Raw genomic sequence first — 26,138 nt, forward strand, 5'->3', positions numbered from 1 at the left:
TGCGAGATGCAGGCGGCGCAGGCGACAGATCGAATTCCAGCCGTCACTGTCGCGGGCGTCACCTTTGCCGCCGATCTTGCCGGCGCGCTCTTCTGGGAAGACGAGCGGCTTCTGATCGTCTCGGACCTGCATCTCGAAAAGGGTTCCAGCTTTGCCATGCGGGGCGTGCTGCTGCCGCCGTTCGACACCGCGGCGACGCTCGCACGCCTGAGTGCGGTGATCGCGCGCCACGATCCCCGCACGGTGATAGCGCTCGGTGACAGCTTCCATGACCGCGAGGCTCACGCGCGGTTGTCGCCGGATGATCGCGAGGCGCTGTCGGCCTTGCAGGCGCGTCGCGACTGGATCTGGATTTCCGGCAATCACGATCCGGCACTGCCGCGCGATCTCGGTGGTGTGGTCGCGGACGAAGTCGCCATCGGCCCCATTGTATTTCGCCATGAGCCCACGGGGGCCATCGGTGAAATCGCAGGGCACCTGCATCCGAAGGCACGGGTTTCGACGCGCGGACGTTCGGTGGAGCGAAGGTGTTTCGCCAGCGACGGCGAGCGCGCGGTGATGCCGGCGTTCGGCGCCTATACCGGTGGCCTGAGCATTCGCGATGTAGCCTTCGCGGCGATCTTCCAGACGATGGCCTTCACGGCCCATGTGCTCGGCGATCGCCGCGTTCACAGCATCGCGGCGTCGCGCTGCTATTAGCTTTATGCGGCCTTGGCCTGCACCTGACTGCAAAATTCCGCGAGCTTCTCGGCAAGCCGCAGTGTAGCTGGGCTGGCATCGGGCGATGCCATCAGTGCGACCTCTGTCTTGTCGATGGGTGCGAATCCGTCCTTCGCCGTCAGCACGCGATGATCGGCCTGAATAGCGATTTCTGGCAAGATGCTGAGCCCAAGCCCGGCGGCGACCGCGGCCTGAATGCCGGACAGGCTGGAACTGGTATAGGCCATGTGCCAGTTGCGTCCGCCGGCTTCGATCGCGTGGATCGCGCGCGTCCGGTAGAGACATCCGATCGCGAAGAACACCAGCGGGAGAGACTGCGCCTTCGCGTCGATCGGATTCTTCTTGCTGGTCACCCAGTGAACGCGTTCCGGCCACACCGCGATGCCGCCTTTCTCTCCGGCGTCGCGCTTGATGAGCGCGAGATCGATGTCGCCGCGTTCGAGATCGCGGCGCAGATATTTGCTCTGATCGGCGCGGACATCGAGCCGCAGGCCGGGCCGCGCACGTGCGAAATTTCCCAGGAGTTGCGGGAGCCGATAGGCGGCGAAGTCCTCGGGAATGCCGAGCCGCACCGCGCCTTCCGATTCTGGCCGGGCGAGAACGTCGCGTGCTTCTTCCGCCAGCGCGAGAATCCGCCGGGCATAAGACAGCAGGCGCTCGCCGTCCTCGGTCGCTGTCACCGTCTTGCCGGACCGGTTGAGCAGCACACGACCGAAATCGTCTTCCAGTCGTTTGATCTGCTGGCTCACGGTAGACTGGGTGCGGTGGACCCGCTCGCCGGCGCGGGTGAAGCCGCCGGAATCCACCACCGAGACGAAGCTGCGCAGGAGTTCGAGATCGAGCATGGCCGCACCTATTTATATATCCACTGATGTCGATTTTATCATTTAATTTCCAAATGACAATGTCAGGGCCTATTTCGGGTGGCGAAGGAGACTTTCCATGTCCATCGCCGTTCCATTGTCCGCTCCGGCCGCCCGCAGCAACTGGCTGCCGTTCCAGATCGCCCTGTTTTGCGTGGTCTGGAGCCTGTCTTTCGCCGTCGCCAAGGTGGCGCTCACGGATTGTCCGCCGTTGCTGTTGCTGATGGTGCGCTTTCTGCTGGCCGGTGCCGTAATGCTGGGGCTCGCGGCGCTGAAGCCCGGTGAAATCAGTTTGACCAAGCGCGATCTTCTGGCCTTCGCCGTCATCGGCATCGCCAACAACGCGATGTATCTCGGCTTCGGCTATGTCGGATTGCGCACGGTCTCCGCCGGGCTCGGCACGCTGGTGGTCAGCGCTAACCCGGTGTTGACCGCCGTGCTCGCGGCCATGTTTCTCAGCGAGCGGTTGACGTTGCAAAAGGTCATCGGCCTTGTGCTCGGCGTTGGCGGTGTCGGCTTCATCGTCGTGCATCGCCTGTCCACTGGCACCGGCCAGGACAGCGCGTCAGGTCTAATTTTCACATTCTGCGCGCTGCTCTCGATCGTCGCGGGCACCATTCTCTACAAGAAGCTCGCGCCGCAGGGCGGGATGCTGATCGGCAACGCGGTGCAGAACGTCGCCGGCGGGCTGATGCTGATCCCGTTCGCGTTCTCGTTCGAAAGCGTCGCCGAGATCGTGCCGAGCTGGAAACTGCTGGCGTCGCTGGGTTATCTCACCGTGCTCGGTTCCATCGTCGGCTATCTGTTGTGGCAGCATCTGATCCGGGTGATGGGCGCAACCGCGGCAAGCTCCTATCATTTCCTGATGCCGCCGCTCGGTGTACTGTTCGGCTGGCTCCTGATCGGAGAGCATGTCTCGCTGGCGGATGTTCTCGGCCTCGTTCCGGTCGCGCTCGGCATCTACCTCGTCACGCGTCCGTCGTCGCTGCGCGCTTGACAGGACAAGGCAGTGCGCCTCGTAGGGAACCGGGGCGCACCGGGGCCGTTGTCAGCCGCGGCAGGGCACGGGCATGACACATCACAAAATCGATCATCGAAAGAAACTGGAGCGGGAGCCGGCCGCGCCGAAAGACAAGCAATCAGAACCTTTCAGCCTGCGTGGAATGCTGAAGAAGCTCGGTCCGGGCCTCATCACCGGCGCATCGGACGACGATCCTTCCGGCATCGGCACCTACAGTCAGGCCGGCGCGCAACTCGGCTACGGCATCGGCTGGACCATGCTGCTGACCTTTCCGCTGATGGTGGCCATTCAGGAAATTTCCGGTCGTGTCGGCCGTGTTACGGGACGCGGCATCGCCGGCAACGTCTGCCGGCATTATCCGGCCTGGGTGCTGAACATCATCGTGGCGCTGCTGTTTGTCGCCAACACCATCAACATCGCGGCTGATCTCGCAGCGATGGGCGATGCGCTCAAGCTCCTGATCGGCGGCCCCGGATTTCTTTATGTGCTGGTGTTCGGTGTCGCCTCGGTCGTGGCGCAAATTTTTCTTGACTACAAGCGCTACAGCGCCGTGCTGAAATGGCTGACGCTCAGTCTGTTCGCCTATGTCGCCGCACTGCTTGTGACCAAGGTCTCGTGGGGCGATGCGTTGCGCGGCATCGCCATCCCCCATGTGCAGTGGACGTCGGCTTTCCTGACCACGCTGGTGGCTATACTCGGCACCACGATCTCGCCCTATCTGTTTTTCTGGCAGGCGTCGCAGGAAGCCGAGGACCAGCGTGTCGATCACAACAAGCAGCCGCTTGCCGAGAAACATTACGGCGCGCTGAAGGAATTTCGCCGCATTCGCGCCGACACGATTGTCGGCATGGCGTTCTCAAACCTGATCGCGATTTCGATCATCATCATCGCGGCGGCAACGCTGAATGCGACCGGCAAGACCAATATCGAAACCTCCGCGCAGGCGGCCGAGGCGCTGAAGCCGATCGCGGGTAATTTCGCGGAATTCATTTTTGCGCTGGGCATCATCGGCACTGGCCTGCTCGCGGTGCCGGTGCTGGCTGGCTCTGCGGCCTACGCCATCGGCGAAGGCCGCAGATGGACGGTCGGTCTAGCCCGCAGGCCGGGCGAGGCGGTGGCGTTTTATTCGGTGCTGGCGCTCTCGGCGGCCATCGGAATTGCGCTCAACTTCACACCGATCAGCCCGATTTCAGCACTGTACTGGAGCGCGGTGATCAACGGCGTGCTCGCCGTTCCGGTCATGGTGCTGCTGATGTTTCTCGCGCGCCGCCGCGATGTGATGAGCAAGTTCATCATTGCGGGCCCCTTGTACTGGCTGGGCTGGCTCTCGACCGCGGTCATGGCGGTCTGCGTGATCGCGATGATCGCGGGATTTTTGCTTTAGTCTCTGCGGAAGACCACCGAGGCGAGCCAGCCGGTCATGATCGCCATCAGCGCGGTTGCGAGTCCGTAGAGCAGTCCGTGCTGACGCGCGGCGTTGGCAACGAATTGCTCGAAGCCGACCTTGACGATTTCAAATGCGGTGTCGGTCCGGGTCACCAGCGCGCCGTTCGCGAACAGCTTGATGTCGATGTCGTAAGTGCCGATCGGCACTTCGGCGGGCAGCGGAATCCCGGTGCGGAACAAGGTCGGCGTCAGGAAGGTCACCGCGCTGGTTTCCTCCCGGTAGAGTCCGTGATCGGTGCGAAGCCGCACGAACGCGGAGCGGAACGGGTCGCTTGCGACGGTATTGGCGATATCCGGCCCCATGCGTTGCGGCAGCGATATGCTGGTCAGTCCGACTTGCTGTCGCCGCCGCACATCCGGAGATGCGATGTTGTCGACGGGCCGGTTGGTGAAAATGCCGAGATAGGCAGGGACCTGAATGAATTCGCGGGAGTCGACATTGATCCAGATACCGAGCTTGCGCTCCTTGCGCCGTGTCACCATGTCGGCGCGCGGTCCGCTGACCGTGACGACGATGTCGTAGCCGGTTCCGGTCGGCAGCGATTTGCCATCGCGTTCGATCGAGCCGAACAGCACAAGCTCCTCGCCGGAATAGTTCGGGGTGACGGTGACGCGGTGGTTGGACACCGAAACGATCAGGTTCTCGGCGCGCGCCGTTCCGCTGGCAGCAACGGCGAGCATCAGCGCGGCTGAATAGAGGGTTGAGCGATTCATCATCCGCCGCCCCCAAGCTCGCGGATGGAATAGAGCTCGTTCGGTCGGATCACCAGTTCGACGGCGAAGCGGATGCCGACCGACATAATCAGAAGCCCGAGCAGCAGGCGCAAATGTTCGCCGCGGATGCGTTGGCCGGCCCGCGCGCCGAACTGCGCGCCGATCACGCCGCCCACCATCAGCACCAGCGCCAGCACTGCATCGACCAGATGGTTGGTGACCGAATGCAGCACGGTCGCGATCACCATCGTGACCAGCGTCAGCGCCATCGATGTGCCGATCACCGTCGAAGTCGGTACGCGAAGGATGTAGATCATGATCGGAATCAGGAGAAAGCTGCCGCCGACGCCCATGATGGCGCCGAGAAAGCCGACGATAAAACCGATCCCGACGACGGGGATTACTGACAGATAGATCTTGGAGCGCTTGAAGCGCATCTTCAGCGGCAGGCTGAGGATCCAGCCTTGCGCCCGTGCCCGCCGCTTGATGGCCGTGTCGCCGCCGCGCGCGCGCAAGATGGCGCGGAATCCTTCCAGGAACATCAGCGTGCCGACGGCGGTCAGCAGCACAACGTAAGACAGCGCGATGATGAGATCGAGCTGGCCGACGGAGCGCAGCAGCGCGAAGATCCAGACGCCAAACGCCGTTCCGGTGACGCCCCCGCAAAGCAGGATCAGGGACAGGGCCGGGTCGATGGCGCGCCGGCGCCAATAGGACAGCGCGCCGGAGAACGATGAGGCCGCCATGTGGCTGGAGACCGAGGCGACGGCGACCGCAGGTGCGATCCCGATGAAGATCAGCAGCGGTGTCATCAGGAAACCGCCGCCGATGCCGAACATGCCGGACACGAATCCGACCGCCGCGCCCATCGCCAGGATGAGAAAGACATTGACCGGAATGTCGGCGACAGGAAGGAAAAGTTGCACGCGCGCGTTCGCTTGATTTTTGGCGCGAGGCCCCGGTTGTGGTGCTAAAGCATGGAGGGGTCCGCAAACCGCTTCACGCTTTTCGGCATCATGCTCCGGAAACCCCTCGCAGCAGGGATTTCGCCGCGACGCGGGGTCATGCGCCGCACTTCTGCTTAACTGAAATCGTCCGCGGGTGCGTTAAAGAATCGGAGGGCGGCGCCGAAAAATGCGTGATGTGGTTTCAGAACACATCAGCTGCGTTAATCTTAACGCGGGAGGTCCACGACGGGACCGCGCGCGTTACGGCTTCCAGGGACAACGAAAAGGCTGATCTTAGCGGGACGCGCTTTTGCCGACGGCCGGCTTGGCAGCAGGCTTCGGCGCTGTCGCGGCATCCCATCCGCCGGCAGGAGCGCCCACGGCGTTGGCCTCGTCGGGCTGCGGCTCGGGCGTGAAGGTCTGAACCGCAAGCTTCGCGGCTGCGAGCGATTGAGGATCGAGCCGCTTGGCGACATCGTCACGCTTGCGGCCGGAATCCGCATCACCTTGGGCGGCGGCGAGGCTGAACCACTTGAAGGACTCCGCGAGGTTCTGTTCGACGCCGATGCCGCGCGCGTAGAGAATCCCGAGGTTGAACTGGCTGTCGGCGACGCCCCGTTCCGCAGCCTTGCGAAACCACTGCGACGCGCTCTTGTAGTTCGGTCCCACGCCGCCGCCGTCCGCATCGAGCACCGCGAGATTGTGCATCGCCTTGGCGCTGCCCTTCTCGGCGGCCTGCAGATAATACCCACGTGCGGTCTCGATATCCTTCTTGAGGCCGAGGCCTTTCTCGTAAAGCGTTCCCAGCCGGAAAGTCGCGGGCACCACGCCGCCCTGGGCGGCGCGTTCATACCATTTCGCCGCCGTTGCATAATCCGGGGCGACGCCACGCCCTTCTGCGTAGCGGATGCCGATCTCGAAGGCCGCGCCCGGATCGCCCTTGTTGGCCGCGGTGCGTAGCGCCGCGCCGCCGATGGCTTCGGGCAGTTTGTCCGCCACCGGAACGAGCGCGACCTTGGCGTTGCTCTTCGCTGCGGGAGGAATCGTGACCGAAATTCGCTCGTTCGGCTTGGCGATGGATCCGGTCACATCGGGCAAAGCCGGAGCCGCCGCCGGTGCGGCGACCGGCTCAAACGGCGCCGCGGCGGGGACCGAGAGAACCTGGGGCTGCGCATTCATCGACTGACGATCGAGCGGCGTCGGCGACGTGATCGAGGGCATCGCGGGCGGCGCGATGTCGGATCGCGGACCGCTGTCGCCTGCGGGCGGTGTCGCCGGCTGGTTGACGCTGGACTCGGCAGGCAGCGATGGGTTCGCGCTATCGTGACCGCTGAGAAGGTTCATGCCCATCTTGACCGTGCCGAGCACGATCACGACCACGCTGGCGCCGACCAGCAGCGCGCGGATCTTCGAGGAGATTCCGGAATCCCCGATGGTCGCAACCTTGGCGGCATTGCGCGCGGCATCGTTGAGCGCGGTGACGCGATTTGCCTTGGGCCCGGCAGGCACGGGAGGGGCTGCGGCGGCAGCCTGCGCGGCGCGGCGCGCGGCCTGAATGAAGTTTGTTGAACTGACGGGCGCCTGCGCGCTTGTGGAAATCTCGTTCAGGACGACTTCCGACGCGGCGATGCGCTCGGAGGGAGACGATCCAGCGCGCGCCGATTGCAGGCGGGTGCCCGGCTCCAGCGGATGATCCGGCGGCAGACTTGGATCGATCGGACTGCGCGGCGGCGACGGTGGCCGCACCTGAGCGGCGGGTTCGTCTGCATCGGCCTGCGCATACGTCATGGCCGCCGCAGGCATATGAGAAGTTGCGGCGGCAGCCTGCGTGGCTTGCAGACGCGCGATTGGGGCCTGTGCCGCAGCGGGATTCGGCATTTCCGGACGCGGCACCGGCATGAAGGACGCAGCCGGGCGCGGCGATTCAGGCGCGGAGGTCTCGCGCATGGCGGGCGCGGGCATCGGAATGTCGCGCGGCATCTCGCGCGCGGCAGGGGCTGCGGCGCGCGCGCTGCGCAAGTCGCCCTCGATCTGCGCGAGACGATCGACCACATGGCCGAGCGTGTTGTGAACGGCTTCGAGCGAGTCCTGCGTGTGCCGGTTGGTTTCCGACTGACTATAACGGATATCGGTCAGTTCGCGCTTGATGGTATCGACCAGATCGCCATCCATCGGCGCGGCGGCGCGGTATCCCTGATCCGCAGCTGCGCCGGACACGCGCTGGGTCTCGAGATGGCGCAGAATGTCGGACAGGCCTTCCTCGACCCGCGCAAGATTTCCGCCGCGCGAGTCCGACATCTCAAGCCGCTCAAGCAGATGGTGCACGCGCTGCTCGACATGGCTCAGCGAGGATGCGCTGTCATTGCCGACCTGAAGATGATCGAGCCGGTCCGAAATCGTCCGGACGGCGTTGTCGAAATAGATCGTGTCGCCGGCAGCCGGGCGGTCGCGCTGCTCCAGCGCCGTGGTCAGCACGGCGATGCGCTGTTCGAGCGCGGACAGGATGTCGCCGTTGCCGCCCGCGCGCGCGAGTTGATCGACCTTGATCGATAACGTCTGGACGTGGCCGGCGAGTTCGTTCAGCGCATCATTCGATGCGACGTTGGACACGATTGACCGGAGTGCGGCGATTGCGTCTTCAAGCTGAGGAACTGTTGCGGGATCGTGGCTGGATCGCACGATGGTGTCGATCTTGCCGCCGAGATTGCGGATCGCATCGTCGAAGCCAGCGAGTTGTTCGGCGGGCTTGAGCGTGCGCAGTTCGCTGTAGATGTCCGATAGCGCGCGTTCGATCCCGGACAGCGCCGTTGAGTCGATGCCGCTGGAGCGGGTTTCGTCGATGCGCCGTCCCAGCGAGCGGATTTCGCCTTCCAGCGATTCGATCGCGCGGCGCGGCAAGGCTTCGGTGATGGCGAGACGGATTTCGGCCAGTTCGCTGCGGAAAGCGGCGATCGACTGCTCGATGCCGTCGGGACGGTTCAGCGCCGCGATCTGACTCGTGATCTGCGAGAGCTGCCGCTCCAGTCCGGAAAAATCGGCCTGCGGCTGCATTGGCGGCGCATGGTTGATGAAAGAGGGTGGCGGCATCCGCGCCGCGCGCGAGGGCATGCCGTCGAGTTCGCCCTGCCGCGCAACGATTTCCGCAATCGAGAAATCCATCGCCGACATACTGGGGGCGGTGCGCGCTGCTGATGCGGCGCGATAGGGAACGTTTGCGGGGGAGCCGTCAGAAATCTGCGACAGCCGGGCGTCCAGCCGCGAAATGGCGTCGTTCAATTGCCGGGCGACGGCGGGATCGCTCTTGGGGGCGCCCGGTGCACGCGAGATGTGTTCGACCTGACGGGCGATGGAATCCAGCCGCTTGTGGATTTCGGCGACGTCCTGGGCCTCGCGGGGATCGGCTCTTCGGGGGTCCGCACCGGGGCTGCCGATTGCGGAATTCAGCCAATCTCCCAAGGACATACCGGCACGGCGCGCAGAAGCTTCGGCCCTTTCGCGGACCGATGGCTCGATTCCGTCAACACTCCACGATACGCGCGATGTCATGCCTTGGTCCGGTCCTGGCGCCAGCTCCTGCCTCAGCGCTTCAGGTCCTCGCGTCCCTTTGAAGAGACAAGCAAATTTCGACGCGAGACGCCTGTTTCCAGTCCCGACTTTTTCGCGTTACGGTAAATACCGGGTTAATGAAACGTCGGCGGCGCCACTATTATTAATTTTCAGGCCTGAGGCGTCAGCTTGAGGACGGCCGGGAAAACAGACCGCTGAGATCGCCGAGATCCGCTTCCGTTATTGTTCCGTGAGCGGAATTCATGACGGACGACTGCCCGATATAGGCCCAGTAAATGAACTCCGCGCGGGGGATCGACACCCGTGCCTCGACGCCGGATTCGCGAAGAAGCTTGGCGATATAGGCAACCCGCCCGGCATCCACGGTTGCGACGACTTTGGCGGCATCGGCATTTGAGGCGGCCCATGAGCGGAAGGCGCGCTCAAGGCTTCTGTCTTCATTAAAAGCCAGTTTCATCAAATGAGTCAGGCGCGCGGGCCCTACGATCGACGAATCGATCTCGCGGATCACTCCATCTGTCGCGCGCTCCTGCCAGGTCGCCAGCAGTTGAGCGCGAAAATCGGCAATGCTTTCGAAGTGCCAGTAGAAACTGCCCCTCGAGACCTGTAGCCCTTCGGCCAGCATGCCGGTTTTCAGAGCGGCGGCCCCCTGCCGGGCAAGTGTCCGCAGTCCGTGGGCAATCCATTGCTCTCGGGTAAGGCGGTCTTTCGCGAGTGAAGATTCGGCAGCTTCAACCATACACAAGTGTATTGACACAAAAAGCTGCCGCACGCTAGGCTCCGTACAGAGGTGTATGGATGCCTAGGCGGAATATTGCACTTGCGCAGGCGGGTCTTGTCGGCGGATGGGCAATGCAATTCTGCGGTGGTTAAATTCAACAACGCGATCGAAGGCGTCAGTATGAATGGCGCCTCGCGCTCGCCGATGATGGCGCGCATCGCGCATTTCAATGTCATGGTGAGGTCATTGACGGCAGTCCATGTGCTGAGGCGGTTCATCGCCAAACAACTCGTGCAATCCGCGTCCATTGTGAACTGAGAGACATTCCATGACGATCTACAAAGCACCCGTCGAAGATGTGACCTTCCTTCTCAACGACGTTTTCCAGATCGACCGCTACAACAACCTTCCCGGATTCAGCGATGCGTCGGCGGACGTCCGCGCGGCGATCCTCGATGAAGCCGCCAAGTTTTCCGAAAAGGTGCTTCAGCCTCTCAATCACTCCGGCGATCTCGAAGGCTGCACGCGCCATGACGACGGCCGCGTTACCACGCCCGCGGGCTTCAAGGACGCGTTCAGGCAACTGGCGGATGGCGGCTGGCTCGGCCTGTCGGGTCCGGCGGAATACGGCGGCCAGGGTCTGCCGGTGACTCTGTCGCAGGCCGTCAACGAATTCCTGTGTTCGTCCAACATGGCGTTCTCCATGTATGGCGGACTGACCATGGGTGCGATGGCGGCGCTGCTGGTTCACGGCTCGGACGAGCAGAAGACGACGTTCGTGCCGAACATGATGGCCGGCAAATGGGCCGGCACCATGAATCTCACCGAGCCGCAATGCGGCACAGATCTGGGCCTGATGCGCACCAAGGCGGTGAAGCAGGGCGACGGCACCTACAAGATCACCGGCACCAAGATTTTCATTTCCGGTGGCGAGCAGGATCTGACCGAGAACATCGTGCATCTGGTGCTGGCGCGCATCGAAGGCGCGCCCGCGGGCATCAAGGGTGTCTCGCTGTTCGTGGTGCCGAAGGTGAAGCTCAAGGCGGATGGTTCACTCAGCGGCGAGCCGAACGGCGTCTCCTGCGGCTCGATCGAGCACAAGATGGGCATCCACGGTAATTCGACCTGCGTGCTGAATTTCGACAACGCGGTCGGCACACTGGTCGGTGAAGAAAACAAGGGCATGGCGGCGATGTTCGTCATGATGAACGAGGCGCGACTCGGCGTCGGCGTGCAGGGCCTCGCGCAATCCGAGGTCGCCTACCAGAACGCAGCGGCCTACGCGAAGGACCGCCTGCAGGGCCGCGCGCTGACCGGGCCGCAGGCCAAGGACAAGCCCGCCGATCCGATTATCGTGCATCCCGACATTCGCCGCACGCTGATGTCGATCCGCGCCTTCAACGAGGCGGCGCGCGCGCTGGTGGTGTGGACGTCGCTGAAAAGCGATCTTGCGCATCGCTCCGACGATGCGAAGGAGCGTCAGGCCGCCGACGATCACATGGGTCTGTTGACGCCGGTGGTCAAAGGCATGCTGACCGATGTCGGCTTCGCCAACGCGGTCGCGGCGCAGCAGGTGTACGGCGGTCACGGCTACATTCAGGAAACGGGCGTCGAGCAATTCGTGCGCGATGCGCGTATCGCCATGATTTATGAAGGCGCCAACGGCATCCAGGCGCTGGATCTGGTCGGCCGCAAGCTCGGCCGCGACGGCGGACGCGCCATCACGGCGTTCTTCAACGAGGTCTCGGCTTTCGCCAAGGACAACGCCGCGGACGAAGCGCTGAAGCCTTACATCGCGCCGATGAGCGCCTCGCTGCAGCATTTGCAGCAGGCGACCATGTGGCTGATGCAGAATGCGATGGCGAAACCCGACAATGCGGGTGCGGCTTCCACCGATTTCCTGCATCTTTTCGGCCTCGTGTCGCTCGCCTACATGTGGGCGCGCATGGCGAAAGTCGCGCAGACCAAGCTGGCGGAATCCGGTGAGGAGCCTTACCTGAAGGCCAAGCTCGTCACGGGCAAGTTCTTCATGGAGCGGATGCTGCCGGAAACCTCGCTGCGCCTGTCGCGCATCCAGACCGGCGCAGGCTCGATGATGGAGCTGCCCGCCGAGGCGTTCTGATTTCTTGAAATATCCCGCGCAGATTCAGTGCGGGTCTCCAACGCGACAACGTCAACAACCGGGACTCGAAGGAGGGCGTTATGCCTGAGGCATTTATCTACGATCATGTCCGCACGCCGCGCGGTAAAGGCAAATCCGACGGCTCCCTCCATGAGGTGACGGCGCTCGCGCTGGCGACCGCGCCGCTGAAGGCGCTCAAGGAACGCAACAACCTCGCGCCCGACAGCATCGACGACGTCGTGCTCGGCGTGGTCGATCCGGTCGGCGAGGCGGGCGGCGACATCGCACGCTTTGCAGCCATGAACGCGGGCTTCGACACCTCGGTGCCGGGCATCCAGATCAATCGCTTCTGCGCATCGGGTCTCGATGCGGTGAATTTCGCCGCGGCACAGGTGATGTCCGGCCAACACGAATTGACGATCGGCGGCGGGGCGGAATCCATGAGCCGCGTCGGCATCATGTCGTCGGGCGCGGCATGGCCGATGGACCCGTCAATGGCCGTGCCGAGCTACTTCATGCCGCAAGGCGTGGCGGCGGATCTGATCGCCACCAAGTACGGCTTCTCGCGCGACAACGTCGATGCCTACGCCGTGCAGAGCCAACAGCGCGCCGCAAAGGCTTGGAACGAGGGCCGCTTCAAGAACTCTGTAGTCCCCGTGAAGGATATCAACGGCATCACCATCCTCGACAAGGACGAACACATGCGTCCTTCGACGACCATGCAGTCGCTCGGGCAGTTGCAGGCCTCGTTCGCGGCGATGGGCGCAATGGGCGGCTTCGACGCGGTCGCCGTGCAGTCGCATCCGGAAATCGAGGCCGTGAACTACGTGCATCATGCCGGCAACTCGTCGGGCATCGTTGACGGCGCAGGCGCAGTGCTGCTCGGCAGCGCGGAAGCCGGCAAGAAGCGCGGGCTGAAGCCGCGTGCAAAAATCCGCGCCTTCGCCAATATCGGCTCGGAGCCCGCGATGATGCTGACCGGTCCGGTCGACGTAACGAAGAAAGTGCTGGAGCGATCCGGCATGAAGCTTTCGGACATCGATCTGTTCGAACTCAACGAGGCGTTCGCATCGGTGGTGCTGCGCTATATCCAGGCCTTCGAGATCGACAACGACAAGATCAACGTCAACGGCGGCGCGATCGCCATGGGCCATCCGCTCGGAGCCACCGGCGCGATGATCCTCGGCACCGTGCTCGACGAACTGGAGCGCACCAACAAGTCGACGGCCCTCGTCACGCTGTGCATCGGCGGCGGCATGGGCACCGCGACCATCATCGAGCGGGTTTGAGGAACAGCACATGACTTACAAGAATTTCAGGGTTGAGACCGACGCCGACGGCATTGCGCTGGTGACGTGGGACATTCCTGGCAAGTCGATGAACGTGCTGGACGAGACCACCAGCACCGAATTGGCGGCCATTGTCGATGCCACGACCAAGGATGCCGCGATCAAGGGCGTCGTCATCACCTCCGGCAAGGAAGCATTTTCCGGTGGTGCGGACCTGACCATGCTGGAAGGCATGAACCGCGCCTATCTGGAATTGCTGAAAGCCAAGGGCGAGGAAATCGCCAACAAATATGTGTTCGATGAAGTCCGCAAGCTGTCGCAGGCGCTGCGCAACATCGAAACCTCCGGCAAGCCGTGGGTTGCCGCGATCAACGGCCTCGCGCTCGGTGGCGCGTTCGAACTGACGCTGGCTTGCCACTATCGTGTGGCCTCCGAGAATCCCAAGACACGCCTTGGCCTCCCTGAAATCAAGGTTGGGCTTTTCCCCGGCGGCGGCGGCACTCAGCGGCTCCCGCGCATGCTTCAGCCGATGGAAGCCCTGCAGATGCTGCTCAAGGGCGACGCCATCGACCTCAAGAAGGCTCTTGCCTCGGGCATCGTCGGCGCGGTGGTACCTGCGGCCGATCTGATCAAGACCGCGAAGGACTGGATCAAGGCCGGCGGCAAGGCGGTCGCGCCCTGGGATGAGAAGGGTTTCAAGCTGCCCGCCGGGCCGGTCTACTCGAAAGCTGGAATGCAGTTTTTCCCGCCGGCCAACGCGATCCTGCGCCGCGAGACCTACGACAATTATCCGGCGGCCCGCGCGATCCTGCAGTGCGTCTATGAAGGCCTGCAATTGCCGATGGATGCCGCGCTGCGCGTCGAGTCGCGCTACTTCTCGAAGATCCTGCGCTCGAAGGAGGCGGCGGCGATGATCCGCAGCCTGTTCGTGTCGATGGGCGAACTCAACAAGGGCGCACGCCGTCCGCAGAACGTGCCTGCCACGAAGGTGAAGAAGCTCGCCGTCATTGGCGCCGGCTTCATGGGCGCGAGCGTCGGCTTTGTGTCCGCGCAGGCCGGCATCGAGGTCGTACTGATTGATCGCGATCAGGACAGCGCCGACAAGGGCAAGGGTCACGCCAAGGCTGCGGTCGATGCCGCAGTGTCCAAGGGCCGCATGAAGCAGGCTGACGGCGATGCAATTCTCGCGCGCATCACCGCGACCCCGGACTACAACGCGATCAAGGACTGCGACCTCGTCATCGAAGCCGTGTTCGAAGATCGCAACGTCAAGGCGGAGACCTATGCCAAGGCGCAGCCGCTGCTGCGCTCGGATGCGATCTTTGCGACCAACACCTCGACGCTGCCGATCAATTCGCTGGCCGAAGAGTGGAAGGATCAGTCGAAGTTCATCGGCATTCACTTCTTCTCGCCGGTCGAGAAGATGATGCTGGTGGAAATCATCGTCGGCAAAAACACCGGCGAGGTCGCGCTCGCGACCGCGCTGGATTACGTCCGCCAGATCAAGAAGACGCCGATCGTCGTGAATGACTCGCGCGGCTTCTTCGCCAACCGTTGCGTCCTGCGCTACATCGGCGAAGGCTACGAGATGCTGCTGGAAGGCGTGCCACCGGCGATGATCGAGAACGTCGGCAAGATGGCCGGCATGCCGGTCGGGCCGCTATCGCTCAACGACGAAATCGCCATCGACCTTGCGCTGAAGATTCTGAAAGCCACCGAGGCCGACATCGGCACGCAGGCAGTCGATCAGGATCAGAAGAAGCTGCTGGTCGAAATGGTCGAGAAGCGCGGACGCCTTGGCCGCAAGAACGGCAAGGGTTTCTACGATTATCCCGAGAAGGGCAAGGGCCAGAAGAAGCTGTGGCCCGAACTGTCCACCTTGCAGCCCAAGCACCTCGATCCGGATACGCTGGACATCGAGGAGTTGAAGCAGCGCTTCCTCGTGGTGCAGGCGGTGGAAGCCGCGCGCACGGTTGAGGATCATGTCATCACCGATCCGCGCGAGGCCGATGTCGGCTCGATCCTCGGATTCGGCTTCGCGCCATTCACTGGCGGTACGCTGTCCTACATCGACTTCATGGGCACAAAGAACTTTGTCGAGCTGTGCCACAAGCTGGAGAAGAAGTACGGCTCGCGGTTCACGCCGCCGAAGCTTTTGATCGATATGGCGGCCAAGGGCGAGACCTTCTACGGCCGCTTCCCGCCGAAAAAGCTCGCGGCGTAAATATCGCTTCGTAAGAATGAAAAAGGCGGGATCGATGATCCCGCCTTTTTCATTCTCGGATATGATCGCGCTTACGAAGCTTTCATCAGTCCTTCAGCGGCGAGCGCTTCCTGCACTTTCGGACGCGCGCCGACGCGGTCCTTGAACGCCATCAGGTTCTTCAGGCCCGAAAGATCCATCTTCATGCCGTCCGCCCAGCGCAGCATCGTGAACAGATAGCCGTCCGGCACGGTGAACTGCTTGCCCATCAGGTAATCCTTACCCGCGAGCGCGTCGTTGATGTAGGCGAACTTGCCCATGATCCGGTCCCTGAAGAACGCCTTGGTGTCGTCCGAAAGCGCCGGCTGAAACAGCGGGCTGAAATTCTTGTGCAATTCGGTGCTGACGAAATTCAGCCACTCCTGCAGGCGGTAGCGCTCCGCGGTCCCGTTGCCGGGCACCAGATTCTTGCCCGGAACCTTGTCGGCGATCATCTGCACGATCACCGGGCCTTCGGTCAGCATTTCGCCGTTGTCCATGCCCAGCGCCGGGACCTGGCCCTTGGGGTTGATCGCCTTGTAGTCGCTGCCGTCCTCGAGCTTCTTGGCCTTGAGGTCGACCTTGACCAGATCGAACGGGATACCGGCCTCTTTCAGGGCGATATGGGGCGAAAGCGAACAGGCGCCGGGGGAATAATAGAGTTTCATGGGAGGTATCCTTTTGAAGATTCGAGAGGCCGGGGCATTGGCAATACCCATGGCGGTCCACTAAATGCTGTCATAAGTCAAGATTGATGCAACTGCATTTATTGGGGTAAGCTCGGCTGTCCCCACGGCATGGACGATACCATGAAACGCAAACCATCCACCGAAGCGACGGATGTCTGGATCCGCCTGATGCGGGTTCAAGGCAAGGTGCTCGGCGCTGTCGAGCAGGATCTCAAGAAGGCGGGATTTCCGCCGCTCGCCTGGTACGACGCGCTGCTCGAACTGTCGCGCGCGCCGAGCGGTGAACTGCGCCCGGTCGAACTCGAGAAGCAGATGTTGCTGCCGCAGTATTCCACCTCGCGCCTGATCGATCGTCTGGTCGAGGAAGGCCTTGCCGTGCGTCGCGAGTGCGAGAAGGACAAGCGCGGCCTGTTCGTCGAGATCACGGACGCCGGACGCGAGTTGCAGAAGCGGATGTGGAACTCGTATTCCGCGGCGATCGAACGTCACATCGGCTCGAAACTGTCGGACGCCGATGCGGTCAGGCTGAGCGGTCTGCTCGACAGGCTCGGCTGCTGCGCCGGCGCGCCGCAAGCTGTTGCGGTCTCCAGGGACGCTGCCAAAGAAACCACGTCCGCCCGATGATCCTTTGTTTACCTCTCGTGGCTACGGATGCCTGCATCCGTCGCACTTCCCTGCATCGCGCGCTGAAAATGACAGCTACGCTTCTTACCCGGATGTCTCATGGCGCGTGACCAGATTGATATGACGCCGTTGCAGTCGCGTGACGAACTGGTCGCGTGGCTGGAAGCGGGCGTGAAGCCGAAATCCGAATTCCGCATCGGCACAGAGCACGAGAAAACACCGTTCACGCTGGAAGGCCACAAGCCCGTCCCCTATGAAGGCGCGCGGGGTATCGGCGCTCTTCTCGAAGGCATGAAGCTGTTGCTCGGCTGGGAGCCGATCACGGAGAACGGCAACATTATCGGGCTTTACGATGTGACCGGCGGCGGCGCCATCTCGCTGGAGCCGGGCGGTCAGTTCGAATTGTCCGGCGCGCCGGTCGAGACCGTGCATCAGACTTCGTCCGAACTGATGGCGCATCTGGCGCAGGTCCGCGAAATCGCGACACCGCTTGGCATCGGATTTCTCGGCCTTGGCATGACGCCATCATGGTCGCGCAAACAGATTCCGGTGATGCCGAAAGGCCGTTACCGGATCATGACCGATTACATGCCGAAGGTGGGCCAGTACGGCCTCGACATGATGTACCGGACCTGCACGGTGCAGACCAATCTCGATTTCTGCTCCGAAGCCGACATGGTCAAGAAGCTGCGCGTGTCGGTAGCGCTGCAGCCGGTGGCCACCGCGCTGTTCGCGAATTCACCGTTCACCGAAGGCAAGCCGAATGGCTTCCTCTCGTTCCGCTCCGAAATCTGGCGCGACACCGACAATGCCCGCGCCGGCATGATTCCGTGGGCGTTCGAGGACGGCATGGGCTTCGAGCGCTGGGTCGATTACGCGCTCGACGTGCCGATGTATTTCGTCAAGCGCGGCGACGATTACATCGACGTGTCCGGATCGTCGTTCCGCGATTTCTTCGACGGCAAGAACAAGATGATGCCAGGCGAAAAGCCGACGCTGTCCGACTGGGCCAATCATCTCTCGACGATTTTCCCTGAGGTGCGGCTGAAGCGGTATCTCGAAATGCGCGGCGCCGACGGCGTGCCGTCACAGCAGTTGCCGTCGCTGTCGGCGTTCTGGGTTGGGCTGCTTTACGATAACGACAGTCTGGACGCCGCGTGGGATATCGCCCGACGATGGACCGTGCAGGAGCGCCAGGCCTTGCGCGACGACGTCCCCCGGCTGGGCTTCAAGGCGAAAATCGGCAACCGCTATCTGTTCGAGGTGGCCAAGGACTGCATGGCGCTGGCGCACAGAGGTCTGGCCCGACGCGGCAGAATTGATCATCTCGGTCGCGACGAGACGCGGTATCTGGAGCCGCTCGACCGCATCATCGAATGCGGACATACGCCGGCCGAACAGCTCCTCGCGAAATTCAACGGCGCTTGGGGCGGCTCGGTGGAGCCGGCCTATGACGAGTATGCTTTTTAGCGTTTTCTCAAGGGCTTAGCGCGAGGCCGCACACAGCATCACGGTTCTTTGCCGATCGGGATGCGCCGGTTCACGAGAATGTTGTTCCGGCATTTATCTGCCGTTCATCTGCCATACATCAGCGCGGCGATTGAATAGGCGTTGTCCGCCCGGACGTTTGCCCATCGCTCACCGGATGGCGTCCGTCCCCCCGCTGAAAGCGATGGCATGCTTCGAATCTGTACTTTCAGATCATGCTTGAACGCATGTTTGTCATTCGCCATTGCGCTTGCCGTGATGCTTGTCGTGCAGGGTCAGCCCGCGCACGCGCAAGCCAATTTCGACCGGCCCGGCGGCGACTATTCGCGCTCGGTGGTGCCGTCCGGAGATCCTGCGGTCTGCGCCCTGCAATGCGAGCGCGACCGAAAATGCCGGGCGTGGAGTTTCAATTATCCGCTGGTCAATGAAGACGGCGCAATCTGCTGGCTGAAGAACAGCGTTCCGCCGCGTACCGCGAGCAACTGCTGCGTGTCGGGCGTTCGCGGCGCCGGTGTTGTCGAGCCGCGCAACAGCACGCTGGAAGTCGAGACCGACAGGCTCGGCGGCGATTTTCGCAATCTCGAAGTGGGCGTCGATCCGAAGGGCACGACATGCAAGGCAGCGTGCGATGCCGACAACAAGTGCCGGGCGTGGACCTACGCGCGGCCGGGTTATATCGGCAAATCAGCGCGCTGTTTCCTGAAGGATCACGTGAAACCGCCGCGCCGCAAGCCGGGGTTCATTTCCGGCGTGGTGCGATAATCCGCTCCGCAGGGACAAACGATTATCCGATTTGCGCGTTAAGTTGGGTTGTTCGGGCTGGATCGAACGGTCAGGAGCGCTCCGATGAGACATAGCTGCCTTGCAATCGCTGGATTTTTCATTCTCGCCGTCACGACCATGACGGCTGTCGCACATCATGGCTGGGGAAGTTACGACGCCAGCAAACCGGTGACGGTGGAGGGCTCGATTCTGACGAGCACGTTCGAGAATCCCCACGCGACTATCGCGGTGAAGGGCGCGGACAAAATATGGACCGTGACGCTGGCGCCGACATCGCGCATGATCGCGCGCGGCGCGCCGGCTGAAGTCGTGGCCGTCGGCAAGACGGTGTCGGCTTATGGCTATCCTTCGACCATCGAGATGAACGAGATGCGCGCGGAACGGATTACGGTGGACGGCAAGACCTACGAGTTGCGCTGATGATGGAGTCCGCGCCTGCGATCTTCTCCGCGATCGAGGCATCGGCTTTCGGCGCGGCCATCCGGCAATCGCGCTGGCTCTACATGGTCGCCAATGTCGGTCACATCGTCTCGCTGATGGTGTTCGCGGGCGCCATCGCCGTGATGGACATGCGGATGGCGGGAGCGTTGTCCGCGACCTCACCGGGTTATGTGCTGAAGATGGCGCGCCGCGTCGCGTTGGCCGGGTTCGCCGGCCTTGTCGTGTCGGGTGCATTCCTGTTCACGGCGGAAGCCAGCCACGTCATCATGAACCGTGTGTTTCAGGTCAAGCTCGGCCTGATTGTACTTGGTCTGCTCAACATAGCGCTGTTCGAAATCCTCATCGCGCCGAAGGTGAAGGATCTGCCGCCGCTGGTTCCGTTGCCTTCTGGCGCGCGGACCGGGGCGATGGCGTCGCTTGCGATCTGGATTGCGGTCGCGATCTGCGGGCGTTCAATCGCGTATTTCTAGCGGATACGCGCGCAGCGATCTCAATGCACCGACGTAAACGATCGCGCGATCCGGAATCCCGACAACCATGTCCACACCGGCTGGCTTCTGATGCCGAGATCCCACGAGCCGACGATGGCATCGACACGGCCGACGAGATTTGCGACCGGCAGAAGTCCGACGCCGCCATCGGAGACACGCACGCGGCTGTCGGCTGAATTATCGCGGTTGTCGCCCATGACGAACAGGTGGTCCGGGGGCACGGTGACGTCGGGCGTGTTGTCGAGGAAGCCGTGCTCGCGATGCTTGAACAGCGTATGCGCGCGGCCGCCGGGCAGCGTCTCGACAAAGCGCTTCGCGGGCCTGTTGCGTCCTGCTTCGTCCTCGGCCTGACCGAGGCCGTCGGGCTTCAATGAGACGGGCTGGCCGTTGATCCATAAATGTCCGTCGCGCATTTGCACATGGTCGCCCGGCAAACCCACCACGCGCTTGACCCAGACCTGCGACGTGTCGCCGGGCCAGCGGAACACCACGACGTCGCCGCGATCGGGCAGCGCGCCGAATACACGTCCGGTCGCGGGGAGCGCCACGTTCACCGGCAGCGATGCCGCGCTGTAACCGTAGGGATATTTCGACGCCAGCAGCGCATCGCCGATCAGCAGCGTCGGCTCCATCGAGCCCGACGGCACGTAAAACGGCTCGGCGAGCGCGCCCTTTGCCGCCATCACGATCAGGAAGGCCGCGACGATTTCGACAAGCGATCGGGTCCAGGACCGCGACGGCTTCGCGGTGCGCGGAATTTCCAGCTCTTCTCTGTGCTCGGACATGATCGTTTCCGAAACTGGTTGTGCCTAGCCGGTGCCGCCGACGGTGATGCGATCCATCCGCAGTGTCGGCTGACCGACGCCGACCGGCACGCCCTGGCCCTGTTTGCCGCAGGTGCCGATACCGTCGTCGAGTTGCAGATCGTTGCCGACCATTGAAATGCGATGCAGGTCGGTGGGGCCGTTGCCGATCAGCATTGCGCCTTTCAGCGGCGCGCCGAGTTTTCCGTTTTCGATTTTGTAAGCCTCGGTGCACTGGAAGACATACTTGCCCGAAACGATGTCGACCTGGCCGCCGCCGAAATTCGCGGCGAAGATTCCGTTTTTGACGGAGCCAAGAATTTCCGCGGGATCGCGGCCGCCGGCCAGCATGTAGGTGTTGGTCATGCGCGGCATCGGCACATGCGCATAGGATTCGCGCCGTCCGTTGCCGGTCGGCTTCATGTTCATCAGCCGTGCGTTCTGGCGGTCCTGCATGTAGCCGACGAGAATGCCGTCCTCGATCAGCACGGTGCGATTGGTTGGCGTGCCTTCGTCGTCGATCGACAACGAGCCGCGCTTCGATGAGATGGTGCCGTCATCGACCACGGTCACGCCCTTGGCCGCGACCTGCTGGCCCATCAGGCCCGAGAAGGCCGAGGTCTGCTTGCGGTTGAAGTCGCCCTCGAGCCCGTGACCCACGGCTTCGTGCAGCATCACGCCGGGCCAGCCGGGGCCGAGCACCACGTCCATTTCGCCTGCGGGCGCGGGCACTGACTCCAGATTGACCAGCGCCTGACGGATCGCGCCGTCGGCCGCCGAGCGCCATGCCTTGGTCTCGATGAAGCGCGCATAACCCTCGCGTCCGCCGTAGCCATGGCTGCCGCTTTCCTGCCGGTCGCCGTTGCCTGCGACCACGGAAATGTTCACGCGCACCAGCGGGCGGACGTCGCGATAGCTCTCGCCATCGGGGCGCAGGATTTCCACGATCTGCCACGTCGCGCCGAGGCTGACGGAGACCTGCCGAACGCGAGGATCCTTGTCGCGCACATAGGCGTCGATCTGGGCCAGCAGCTTCACCTTGCTTTCGAAGCTCTGGCCGTCGAGCGGATTCTCGTCGCCATAAAGCCGCGTGTTGGTGTGGCCGGGGGCGGTTGCGAATGTTCCGGAATAGCCGCCGCGCACCGCATGAACTGCATCCGCGGCGCGGATCAGCGCGGGCAACGATACGTCGGAGGAATGGGCGTAGCCGACTGCGTCGTTCTTGACCGCGCGCAGGCCGAAGCCCTGCGCCGTGTCGTAGGTCGCCTGCTTGAGGCGGCCGTTGTCGAAGCCGAGCCCTTCGGACTGGCGGTATTCGAGAAACAGTTCGCCGTCGTCGGCTCCCTCCAGCCCGCGCACGACCTGCTTGCGCACGTCGTCACGGTCGAGACCGGCGCGATCGAGCAGGGAGGCGGTGACGGCGACGGTGTCGGACGATTGGCTCATAAAAAACTCCCGGGAACTCCGAAGCCGCAAAAATGGCGGCGAGGGTCAGGCCCACAAGATAGGGACGATCGTGCCGGAGGGCGAGGGGAGCATTTTCCGGCTCTCGCGGAAGAGTCTACGGCAGCTTGTCGTAGCCTTCGCCGAGCCCTTTCAGGCTGAGGGGGAAGCCGATGCCTTCTTCCGGGGTCTCGAAGATAATGAAGGTCGCGGTTTTTGCGGTTTTCAACTGATTGAGCAGCGTATCGTCCATCACGACTTCGGCAACACACCCGTTCGGCAGGCAGCGCACAAAACCGGCGCGCCCCACGTCCTTATCGTCCAGCTTGAGCCCGAGGCCTGACGGCAGCAGGACGCCGAGCGGCGCGACCACCCGCATCAGCTTGCTCTTCTGGTCCGCGGTTTTGAGAATAATAACCGTCAGTCCCGCATTGGAACGGTCTTCGGCGACGACGCTCTGGATCAGGGCGCATTGCTCGCCCTGCGCGCCTGCGGGGGTATCGCAGCGGATCTGCCAGTCACCGTGGACGGATTTGACGGCTCCCTGCGCGCTGGCCGGAGCGGCAGTCGCCAGAAGAGTCGCCACCGCGACAATCGCGAGCCGAATCGGCAGGATCGCGTGATTGCGGATTGAGAAAGGTTGGTTTCGCATGCCCATCAGGCTCAATTCCTTGGCAGTGATCTCGGCCATTCCCGGCATGACAATTACGGCCTGTCCCGGCAGTTCCCCCAGCGTCTCCTGCCTGAGGGCTGGATTGATAGGGTAATGACGGCGTCTTGAGGGCAAGTTATCGCCGGGACGCACCACCTCTACAGCCACGAATCGGGTTTTCGCCACCTATGTCGCCCGTGGGTACAACGAGCAATCCAAGTGTCAAGCATTCTCCCGCCGCAGGGCCGTCAGTTTTGGCCGATTTGCCAATGGGATTCGGCTCTTTCAGACACCTTATAACGTGCATTGCGGTAGGCATGGAATTATGGTTTGAGGAACGGGAAATTCGACGCGTTCTAACCTTGGGCCGAAGGCCGAAATCCTGAACGCGCCTAAAAATGCAGGCTTAGAAGCAGATCTTGCCGCCCGGCGGGATCGCCGGGACGACGAGAGCAGGAGCGAGAGCGGCATGAAGATGTCGAAGGGCCAAATCGGCCGCCGAGTACTGGGTTTTGCGGTGGCTGCCACCGCGCTGGCAACGGCAGGGGCAGCTTTCGCGGCCGGGACGCTGGGTCAGCCCTCGCCCTGGGAATACGCGCTCCAGCCGTCCGCGTCGCCGGTAATGGACAACATCACCTGGTTCCACAATTTTCTGCTCTGGATCATCACCGCGATCACGGTCTTCGTCGCGATTTTGCTCGGCATCGTGGCGGTCAAGTTCAACGCCAAGAAGAACCCGGTCCCTTCCAAGACCACCCATAACACGCTGATCGAAGTGGTCTGGACCATCGTGCCGGTCCTGATTCTGGTCGGCATCGCCGTACCGTCGTTCCGTCTGCTTTTCCAGCAGCTTGATATTCCGAAGGCTGATCTGACGATCAAGGCCACCGGCAAGCAGTGGTACTGGAGCTACGCCTATCCCGACAACGGCAAGTTCGAATTCGACTCGCTGATGGTCGCCGACAAGCAGCCGCGCCTTCTGGCCGTCGACAACGAAGTGGTTGTGCCGGTGAACAAGGTGATCCGGGTGCAGGTCACAGGCGCCGACGTGATCCACTCCTTCGCGATGCCGGCATTCGGCGTCAAGATCGACGCCGTTCCCGGCCGTCTCAACGAGACATGGTTCAAGGCGACCAAGGAAGGCATGTTCTACGGCCAGTGCTCGGAATTGTGCGGCAAGGACCACGCCTACATGCCGATCGCGATCAAGGTTGTGAGCGACGCCGATTTCACGAAATGGGTCGAGGCCGCGAAGAAGAAGTATGCAAGCACTCCGGCGAATTCCTACGCTTCGATCGGGGCTGTCGCGCAGTAAGCGCATCGACGGACAAGGGCGGCCGGGCGCACGACGCTCACGGTCGCAAGGCTGACGGGACTGCAAGGCTTAAAGGATTTGAAAATGGCCACCTCCGCTGCAACACATGATCACGCTCATGACGACCATGCGCACGATCACCCGACCGGGTGGCGGCGTTATGTCTATTCGACGAACCATAAGGACATCGGCACGATGTACCTTATCTTCGCGATCGTCGCGGGTGTCATCGGCGGCGCAATGTCGGTCGCGATCCGCATCGAGCTGATGTATCCCGGTGTGCAGCTCTTCCATGAAGCCCACACCTACAATGTGTTCGTGACGTCCCACGGCCTCATCATGATCTTCTTCATGGTGATGCCGGCAATGATCGGCGGCTTCGGCAACTGGTTCGTGCCGTTGATGATCGGTGCACCGGACATGGCGTTCCCGCGCATGAACAACGTTTCGTTCTGGCTGCTGCCGGCTTCCTTCGCGCTGCTCCTGATCTCGACCTTCGTCGAGGGCGAGCCGGGCGCGAACGGCGTCGGTGCGGGCTGGACGATGTACGCGCCGCTCTCGACCTCGGGCCATCCCGGTCCCGCGGTCGATTTCGCGATCCTGTCGCTGCATATCGCCGGTGCATCGTCGATTCTCGGCGCGATCAACTTCATCACCACGATCTTCAACATGCGCGCGCCTGGCATGACCATGCACAAGATGCCGCTGTTCGTGTGGTCGATTCTCGTCACCGTGTTCCTGCTGCTGCTGTCGCTGCCGGTTCTGGCCGGCGCCATCACCATGCTGCTGACCGACCGCAACTTCGGCACCACGTTCTTCGCGGCCGACGGCGGCGGCGATCCGGTGCTGTTCCAGCATCTGTTCTGGTTCTTCGGTCACCCCGAAGTGTACATCCTGATCCTGCCGGGCTTCGGCATGATCTCGCAGATCGTCTCGACCTTCTCGCGCAAGCCTGTGTTCGGTTATCTCGGCATGGCCTACGCCATGGTCGCCATCGGCGGCATCGGCTTCGTGGTCTGGGCGCATCACATGTACACGGTGGGCATGTCATCCGCGACGCAGGCCTATTTCGTCGCGGCGACCATGGTCATCGCGGTGCCGACCGGCGTGAAGATCTTCTCGTGGATCGCCACCATGTGGGGCGGATCGATCGAATTCCGCGCTCCGATGATCTGGGCGATGGGCTTCATCTTCCTGTTCACGCTCGGCGGCGTGACCGGCGTGGTGCTCGCCAACGCCGGCGTCGACCGCGTGCTGCAGGATACCTATTACGTCGTCGCCCACTTCCACTACGTGCTGTCGCTGGGCGCCGTATTCGCGATCTTCGCGGGCTGGTACTACTGGTTCCCGAAGATGTTCGGTTACATGTACAACGAGACCATCGCCAAGGCGCACTTCTGGGTGACCTTCGTCGGCGTGAACCTGGTGTTCTTCCCGCAGCATTTCCTCGGCCTGTCGGGCATGCCGCGCCGCTACATCGATTATCCCGATGCATTCGCCGGTTGGAATCTGGTGTCGTCGATCGGCTCGTACATCTCCGCGTTCGGCGTGCTGATCTTCATCTACGGCGTGATCCAGGCGTTCGTCCGCAAGGAACAGGCCGCCGACAATCCGTGGGGCGCCGGTGCAACCACGCTGGAATGGACGCTGTCGTCGCCGCCGCCGTTCCATCAGTTCGAAGTTCTGCCGCGCGTTCAGTAATTTCGCGGCTGGGTAAAGCATCCGCCACGGCTGAAAGGTCGTGGCGGCTGAAACGT

23 protein-coding genes are annotated in these 26,138 nt (G+C 62.7%); 14 read left to right on the forward strand and 9 right to left on the reverse strand.

Annotated elements, in window-relative coordinates; all coding sequences use genetic code 11:
- Window positions 1-6: 6 nt before the first annotated feature.
- The gene (gene pdeM, locus AC1RKJ_RS14920; protein ID WP_492791711.1) at window positions 7-699 is read left to right on the forward strand and encodes a ligase-associated DNA damage response endonuclease PdeM; all 693 of its coding nucleotides are present in this window, start codon (window positions 7-9) and stop codon (window positions 697-699) included.
- Window positions 700-701: 2 nt separating this feature from the next.
- On the opposite strand, the gene AC1RKJ_RS14925 is transcribed toward pdeM, so the two are convergent.
- On the reverse strand, window positions 702-1,565 hold the full coding sequence (locus AC1RKJ_RS14925; protein WP_492791712.1) for a LysR substrate-binding domain-containing protein: 864 nt from the start codon (window positions 1,563-1,565) through the stop codon (window positions 702-704).
- A 97-nt stretch (window positions 1,566-1,662) separates the two neighbouring features.
- Between AC1RKJ_RS14925 and AC1RKJ_RS14930 the strand changes: the two genes are divergently transcribed.
- Entirely contained in the window at window positions 1,663-2,580 is a 918-nt protein-coding gene (locus tag AC1RKJ_RS14930; RefSeq protein ID WP_492791713.1) for a DMT family transporter, read from the forward strand.
- A gap of 73 nt (window positions 2,581-2,653) precedes the next feature.
- On the forward strand, window positions 2,654-3,988 hold the full coding sequence (locus AC1RKJ_RS14935) for an Nramp family divalent metal transporter (RefSeq protein WP_492791714.1): 1,335 nt from the start codon (window positions 2,654-2,656) through the stop codon (window positions 3,986-3,988).
- Here AC1RKJ_RS14935 and AC1RKJ_RS14940 read toward each other — a convergent pair.
- The 4 genes from AC1RKJ_RS14940 to AC1RKJ_RS14955 form a co-directional block, all read right to left on the reverse strand.
- Window positions 3,985-4,764, reverse strand: coding sequence for a TIGR02186 family protein (locus AC1RKJ_RS14940; protein ID WP_492792759.1), 780 nt, complete (start codon window positions 4,762-4,764; stop codon window positions 3,985-3,987). The genes AC1RKJ_RS14935 and AC1RKJ_RS14940 overlap by 4 nt on opposite strands.
- Window positions 4,764-5,690: a sulfite exporter TauE/SafE family protein gene (locus tag AC1RKJ_RS14945; RefSeq protein ID WP_492791715.1), complete on the reverse strand. Its 927-nt coding sequence runs from the start codon at window positions 5,688-5,690 to the stop codon at window positions 4,764-4,766. Before AC1RKJ_RS14945 ends, AC1RKJ_RS14940 begins: the two co-directional genes overlap by 1 nt.
- 315 nt (window positions 5,691-6,005) lie before the next feature.
- On the reverse strand, window positions 6,006-9,257 hold the full coding sequence (locus AC1RKJ_RS14950; protein WP_492791716.1) for a tetratricopeptide repeat protein: 3,252 nt from the start codon (window positions 9,255-9,257) through the stop codon (window positions 6,006-6,008).
- 184 nt (window positions 9,258-9,441) lie between these two features.
- On the reverse strand, window positions 9,442-10,017 hold the full coding sequence (locus AC1RKJ_RS14955; protein WP_492791717.1) for a TetR/AcrR family transcriptional regulator: 576 nt from the start codon (window positions 10,015-10,017) through the stop codon (window positions 9,442-9,444).
- A gap of 162 nt (window positions 10,018-10,179) precedes the next feature.
- Here AC1RKJ_RS14955 and AC1RKJ_RS14960 point away from each other — a divergent pair, with 162 nt between their 5' ends.
- From AC1RKJ_RS14960 to AC1RKJ_RS14975, 4 genes are all read left to right on the forward strand, one after another.
- Window positions 10,180-10,317: a hypothetical protein gene (locus tag AC1RKJ_RS14960; protein WP_492791718.1), complete on the forward strand. Its 138-nt coding sequence runs from the start codon at window positions 10,180-10,182 to the stop codon at window positions 10,315-10,317.
- Window positions 10,318-10,327: 10 nt separating this feature from the next.
- Window positions 10,328-12,121, forward strand: coding sequence for an acyl-CoA dehydrogenase C-terminal domain-containing protein (locus AC1RKJ_RS14965; RefSeq protein WP_492791719.1), 1,794 nt, complete (start codon window positions 10,328-10,330; stop codon window positions 12,119-12,121).
- 80 nt (window positions 12,122-12,201) lie between these two features.
- Window positions 12,202-13,410, forward strand: coding sequence for an acetyl-CoA C-acetyltransferase (locus tag AC1RKJ_RS14970; protein WP_492791720.1), 1,209 nt, complete (start codon window positions 12,202-12,204; stop codon window positions 13,408-13,410).
- 10 nt (window positions 13,411-13,420) lie between these two features.
- Window positions 13,421-15,634, forward strand: a complete 2,214-nt coding sequence (locus tag AC1RKJ_RS14975) for a 3-hydroxyacyl-CoA dehydrogenase NAD-binding domain-containing protein (protein WP_492791721.1) — start codon at window positions 13,421-13,423, stop codon at window positions 15,632-15,634.
- A gap of 71 nt (window positions 15,635-15,705) precedes the next feature.
- Here the strand turns inward: AC1RKJ_RS14975 and gstA are convergent, their stop codons facing one another.
- Window positions 15,706-16,320 carry a glutathione transferase GstA gene (gene gstA / locus AC1RKJ_RS14980; protein ID WP_492791722.1) on the reverse strand — a complete coding sequence of 205 codons (615 nt, stop codon included), beginning with the start codon at window positions 16,318-16,320 and terminating at the stop codon, window positions 15,706-15,708.
- A gap of 141 nt (window positions 16,321-16,461) precedes the next feature.
- Here gstA and AC1RKJ_RS14985 point away from each other — a divergent pair, with 141 nt between their 5' ends.
- The 5 genes from AC1RKJ_RS14985 (at window position 16,462) to AC1RKJ_RS15005 (ending at window position 20,147) form a co-directional block, all read left to right on the forward strand.
- Complete coding sequence (locus AC1RKJ_RS14985) at window positions 16,462-16,965, forward strand: MarR family winged helix-turn-helix transcriptional regulator (protein ID WP_492791723.1); 504 nt, start codon at window positions 16,462-16,464, stop codon at window positions 16,963-16,965.
- 99 nt (window positions 16,966-17,064) lie between these two features.
- Window positions 17,065-18,435: a glutamate--cysteine ligase gene (locus tag AC1RKJ_RS14990; protein WP_492791724.1), complete on the forward strand. Its 1,371-nt coding sequence runs from the start codon at window positions 17,065-17,067 to the stop codon at window positions 18,433-18,435.
- A 276-nt stretch (window positions 18,436-18,711) separates the two neighbouring features.
- Window positions 18,712-19,215, forward strand: a complete 504-nt coding sequence (locus tag AC1RKJ_RS14995; protein ID WP_492792760.1) for a PAN domain-containing protein — start codon at window positions 18,712-18,714, stop codon at window positions 19,213-19,215.
- An 84-nt stretch (window positions 19,216-19,299) separates the two neighbouring features.
- Window positions 19,300-19,656 (forward strand): DUF6152 family protein, encoded by a 357-nt coding sequence (locus AC1RKJ_RS15000; protein ID WP_492791725.1) that lies wholly within the window; start codon window positions 19,300-19,302, stop codon window positions 19,654-19,656.
- Entirely contained in the window at window positions 19,656-20,147 is a 492-nt protein-coding gene (locus tag AC1RKJ_RS15005) for a DUF6644 family protein (RefSeq protein WP_492791726.1), read from the forward strand. The genes AC1RKJ_RS15000 and AC1RKJ_RS15005 overlap by 1 nt, the downstream gene beginning before the upstream one ends.
- Before the next feature lie 20 nt (window positions 20,148-20,167).
- Here the strand turns inward: AC1RKJ_RS15005 and lepB are convergent, their stop codons facing one another.
- From lepB to AC1RKJ_RS15020, 3 genes are all read right to left on the reverse strand, one after another.
- Window positions 20,168-20,953 (reverse strand): signal peptidase I, encoded by a 786-nt coding sequence (lepB, locus tag AC1RKJ_RS15010; protein WP_492791727.1) that lies wholly within the window; start codon window positions 20,951-20,953, stop codon window positions 20,168-20,170.
- Between the two features lie 24 nt (window positions 20,954-20,977).
- Window positions 20,978-22,417: a metalloprotease TldD gene (gene tldD, locus AC1RKJ_RS15015; RefSeq protein WP_492791728.1), complete on the reverse strand. Its 1,440-nt coding sequence runs from the start codon at window positions 22,415-22,417 to the stop codon at window positions 20,978-20,980.
- A 115-nt stretch (window positions 22,418-22,532) separates the two neighbouring features.
- On the reverse strand, window positions 22,533-23,072 hold the full coding sequence (locus tag AC1RKJ_RS15020) for an invasion associated locus B family protein (protein ID WP_492792761.1): 540 nt from the start codon (window positions 23,070-23,072) through the stop codon (window positions 22,533-22,535).
- A 463-nt stretch (window positions 23,073-23,535) separates the two neighbouring features.
- Here AC1RKJ_RS15020 and coxB point away from each other — a divergent pair, with 463 nt between their 5' ends.
- Both coxB and ctaD read left to right on the forward strand, forming a co-directional pair.
- Entirely contained in the window at window positions 23,536-24,381 is an 846-nt protein-coding gene (gene coxB / locus AC1RKJ_RS15025; RefSeq protein ID WP_492791729.1) for a cytochrome c oxidase subunit II, read from the forward strand.
- A gap of 84 nt (window positions 24,382-24,465) precedes the next feature.
- The gene (gene ctaD, locus AC1RKJ_RS15030) at window positions 24,466-26,082 is read left to right on the forward strand and encodes a cytochrome c oxidase subunit I (RefSeq protein ID WP_492791730.1); all 1,617 of its coding nucleotides are present in this window, start codon (window positions 24,466-24,468) and stop codon (window positions 26,080-26,082) included.
- Window positions 26,083-26,138 lie beyond the last annotated feature (56 nt).

It is taken from the genome of Afipia sp. GW822-FHT04G07 (assembly GCF_058800765.1).

Bases quoted from the DNA above. Each gene is read 5' to 3' on its own strand.
- gstA (WP_492791722.1), bottom strand. From the start codon at position 16,320: ATGAAACTCTATTATTCCCCCGGCGCCTGTTCGCTTTCGCCCCATATC.
- tldD (WP_492791728.1), bottom strand. From the start codon at position 22,417: ATGAGCCAATCGTCCGACACCGTCGCCGTCACCGCCTCCCTGCTCGAT.
- AC1RKJ_RS14985 (WP_492791723.1), top strand. From the start codon at position 16,462: ATGAAACGCAAACCATCCACCGAAGCGACGGATGTCTGGATCCGCCTG.
- AC1RKJ_RS14925 (WP_492791712.1), bottom strand. From the start codon at position 1,565: ATGCTCGATCTCGAACTCCTGCGCAGCTTCGTCTCGGTGGTGGATTCC.
- ctaD (WP_492791730.1), top strand. From the start codon at position 24,466: ATGGCCACCTCCGCTGCAACACATGATCACGCTCATGACGACCATGCG.
- AC1RKJ_RS14960 (WP_492791718.1), top strand. From the start codon at position 10,180: ATGAATGGCGCCTCGCGCTCGCCGATGATGGCGCGCATCGCGCATTTC.
- coxB (WP_492791729.1), top strand. From the start codon at position 23,536: ATGAAGATGTCGAAGGGCCAAATCGGCCGCCGAGTACTGGGTTTTGCG.
- lepB (WP_492791727.1), bottom strand. From the start codon at position 20,953: ATGTCCGAGCACAGAGAAGAGCTGGAAATTCCGCGCACCGCGAAGCCG.
- AC1RKJ_RS14965 (WP_492791719.1), top strand. From the start codon at position 10,328: ATGACGATCTACAAAGCACCCGTCGAAGATGTGACCTTCCTTCTCAAC.
- AC1RKJ_RS14930 (WP_492791713.1), top strand. From the start codon at position 1,663: ATGTCCATCGCCGTTCCATTGTCCGCTCCGGCCGCCCGCAGCAACTGG.
- AC1RKJ_RS14935 (WP_492791714.1), top strand. From the start codon at position 2,654: ATGACACATCACAAAATCGATCATCGAAAGAAACTGGAGCGGGAGCCG.
- AC1RKJ_RS14950 (WP_492791716.1), bottom strand. From the start codon at position 9,257: ATGACATCGCGCGTATCGTGGAGTGTTGACGGAATCGAGCCATCGGTC.
- AC1RKJ_RS15000 (WP_492791725.1), top strand. From the start codon at position 19,300: ATGAGACATAGCTGCCTTGCAATCGCTGGATTTTTCATTCTCGCCGTC.
- AC1RKJ_RS14975 (WP_492791721.1), top strand. From the start codon at position 13,421: ATGACTTACAAGAATTTCAGGGTTGAGACCGACGCCGACGGCATTGCG.
- AC1RKJ_RS14940 (WP_492792759.1), bottom strand. From the start codon at position 4,764: ATGAATCGCTCAACCCTCTATTCAGCCGCGCTGATGCTCGCCGTTGCT.
- pdeM (WP_492791711.1), top strand. From the start codon at position 7: ATGCAGGCGGCGCAGGCGACAGATCGAATTCCAGCCGTCACTGTCGCG.
- AC1RKJ_RS14970 (WP_492791720.1), top strand. From the start codon at position 12,202: ATGCCTGAGGCATTTATCTACGATCATGTCCGCACGCCGCGCGGTAAA.
- AC1RKJ_RS15020 (WP_492792761.1), bottom strand. From the start codon at position 23,072: ATGGGCATGCGAAACCAACCTTTCTCAATCCGCAATCACGCGATCCTG.
- AC1RKJ_RS15005 (WP_492791726.1), top strand. From the start codon at position 19,656: ATGATGGAGTCCGCGCCTGCGATCTTCTCCGCGATCGAGGCATCGGCT.
- AC1RKJ_RS14995 (WP_492792760.1), top strand. From the start codon at position 18,712: ATGCTTGTCGTGCAGGGTCAGCCCGCGCACGCGCAAGCCAATTTCGAC.
- AC1RKJ_RS14990 (WP_492791724.1), top strand. From the start codon at position 17,065: ATGGCGCGTGACCAGATTGATATGACGCCGTTGCAGTCGCGTGACGAA.
- AC1RKJ_RS14955 (WP_492791717.1), bottom strand. From the start codon at position 10,017: ATGGTTGAAGCTGCCGAATCTTCACTCGCGAAAGACCGCCTTACCCGA.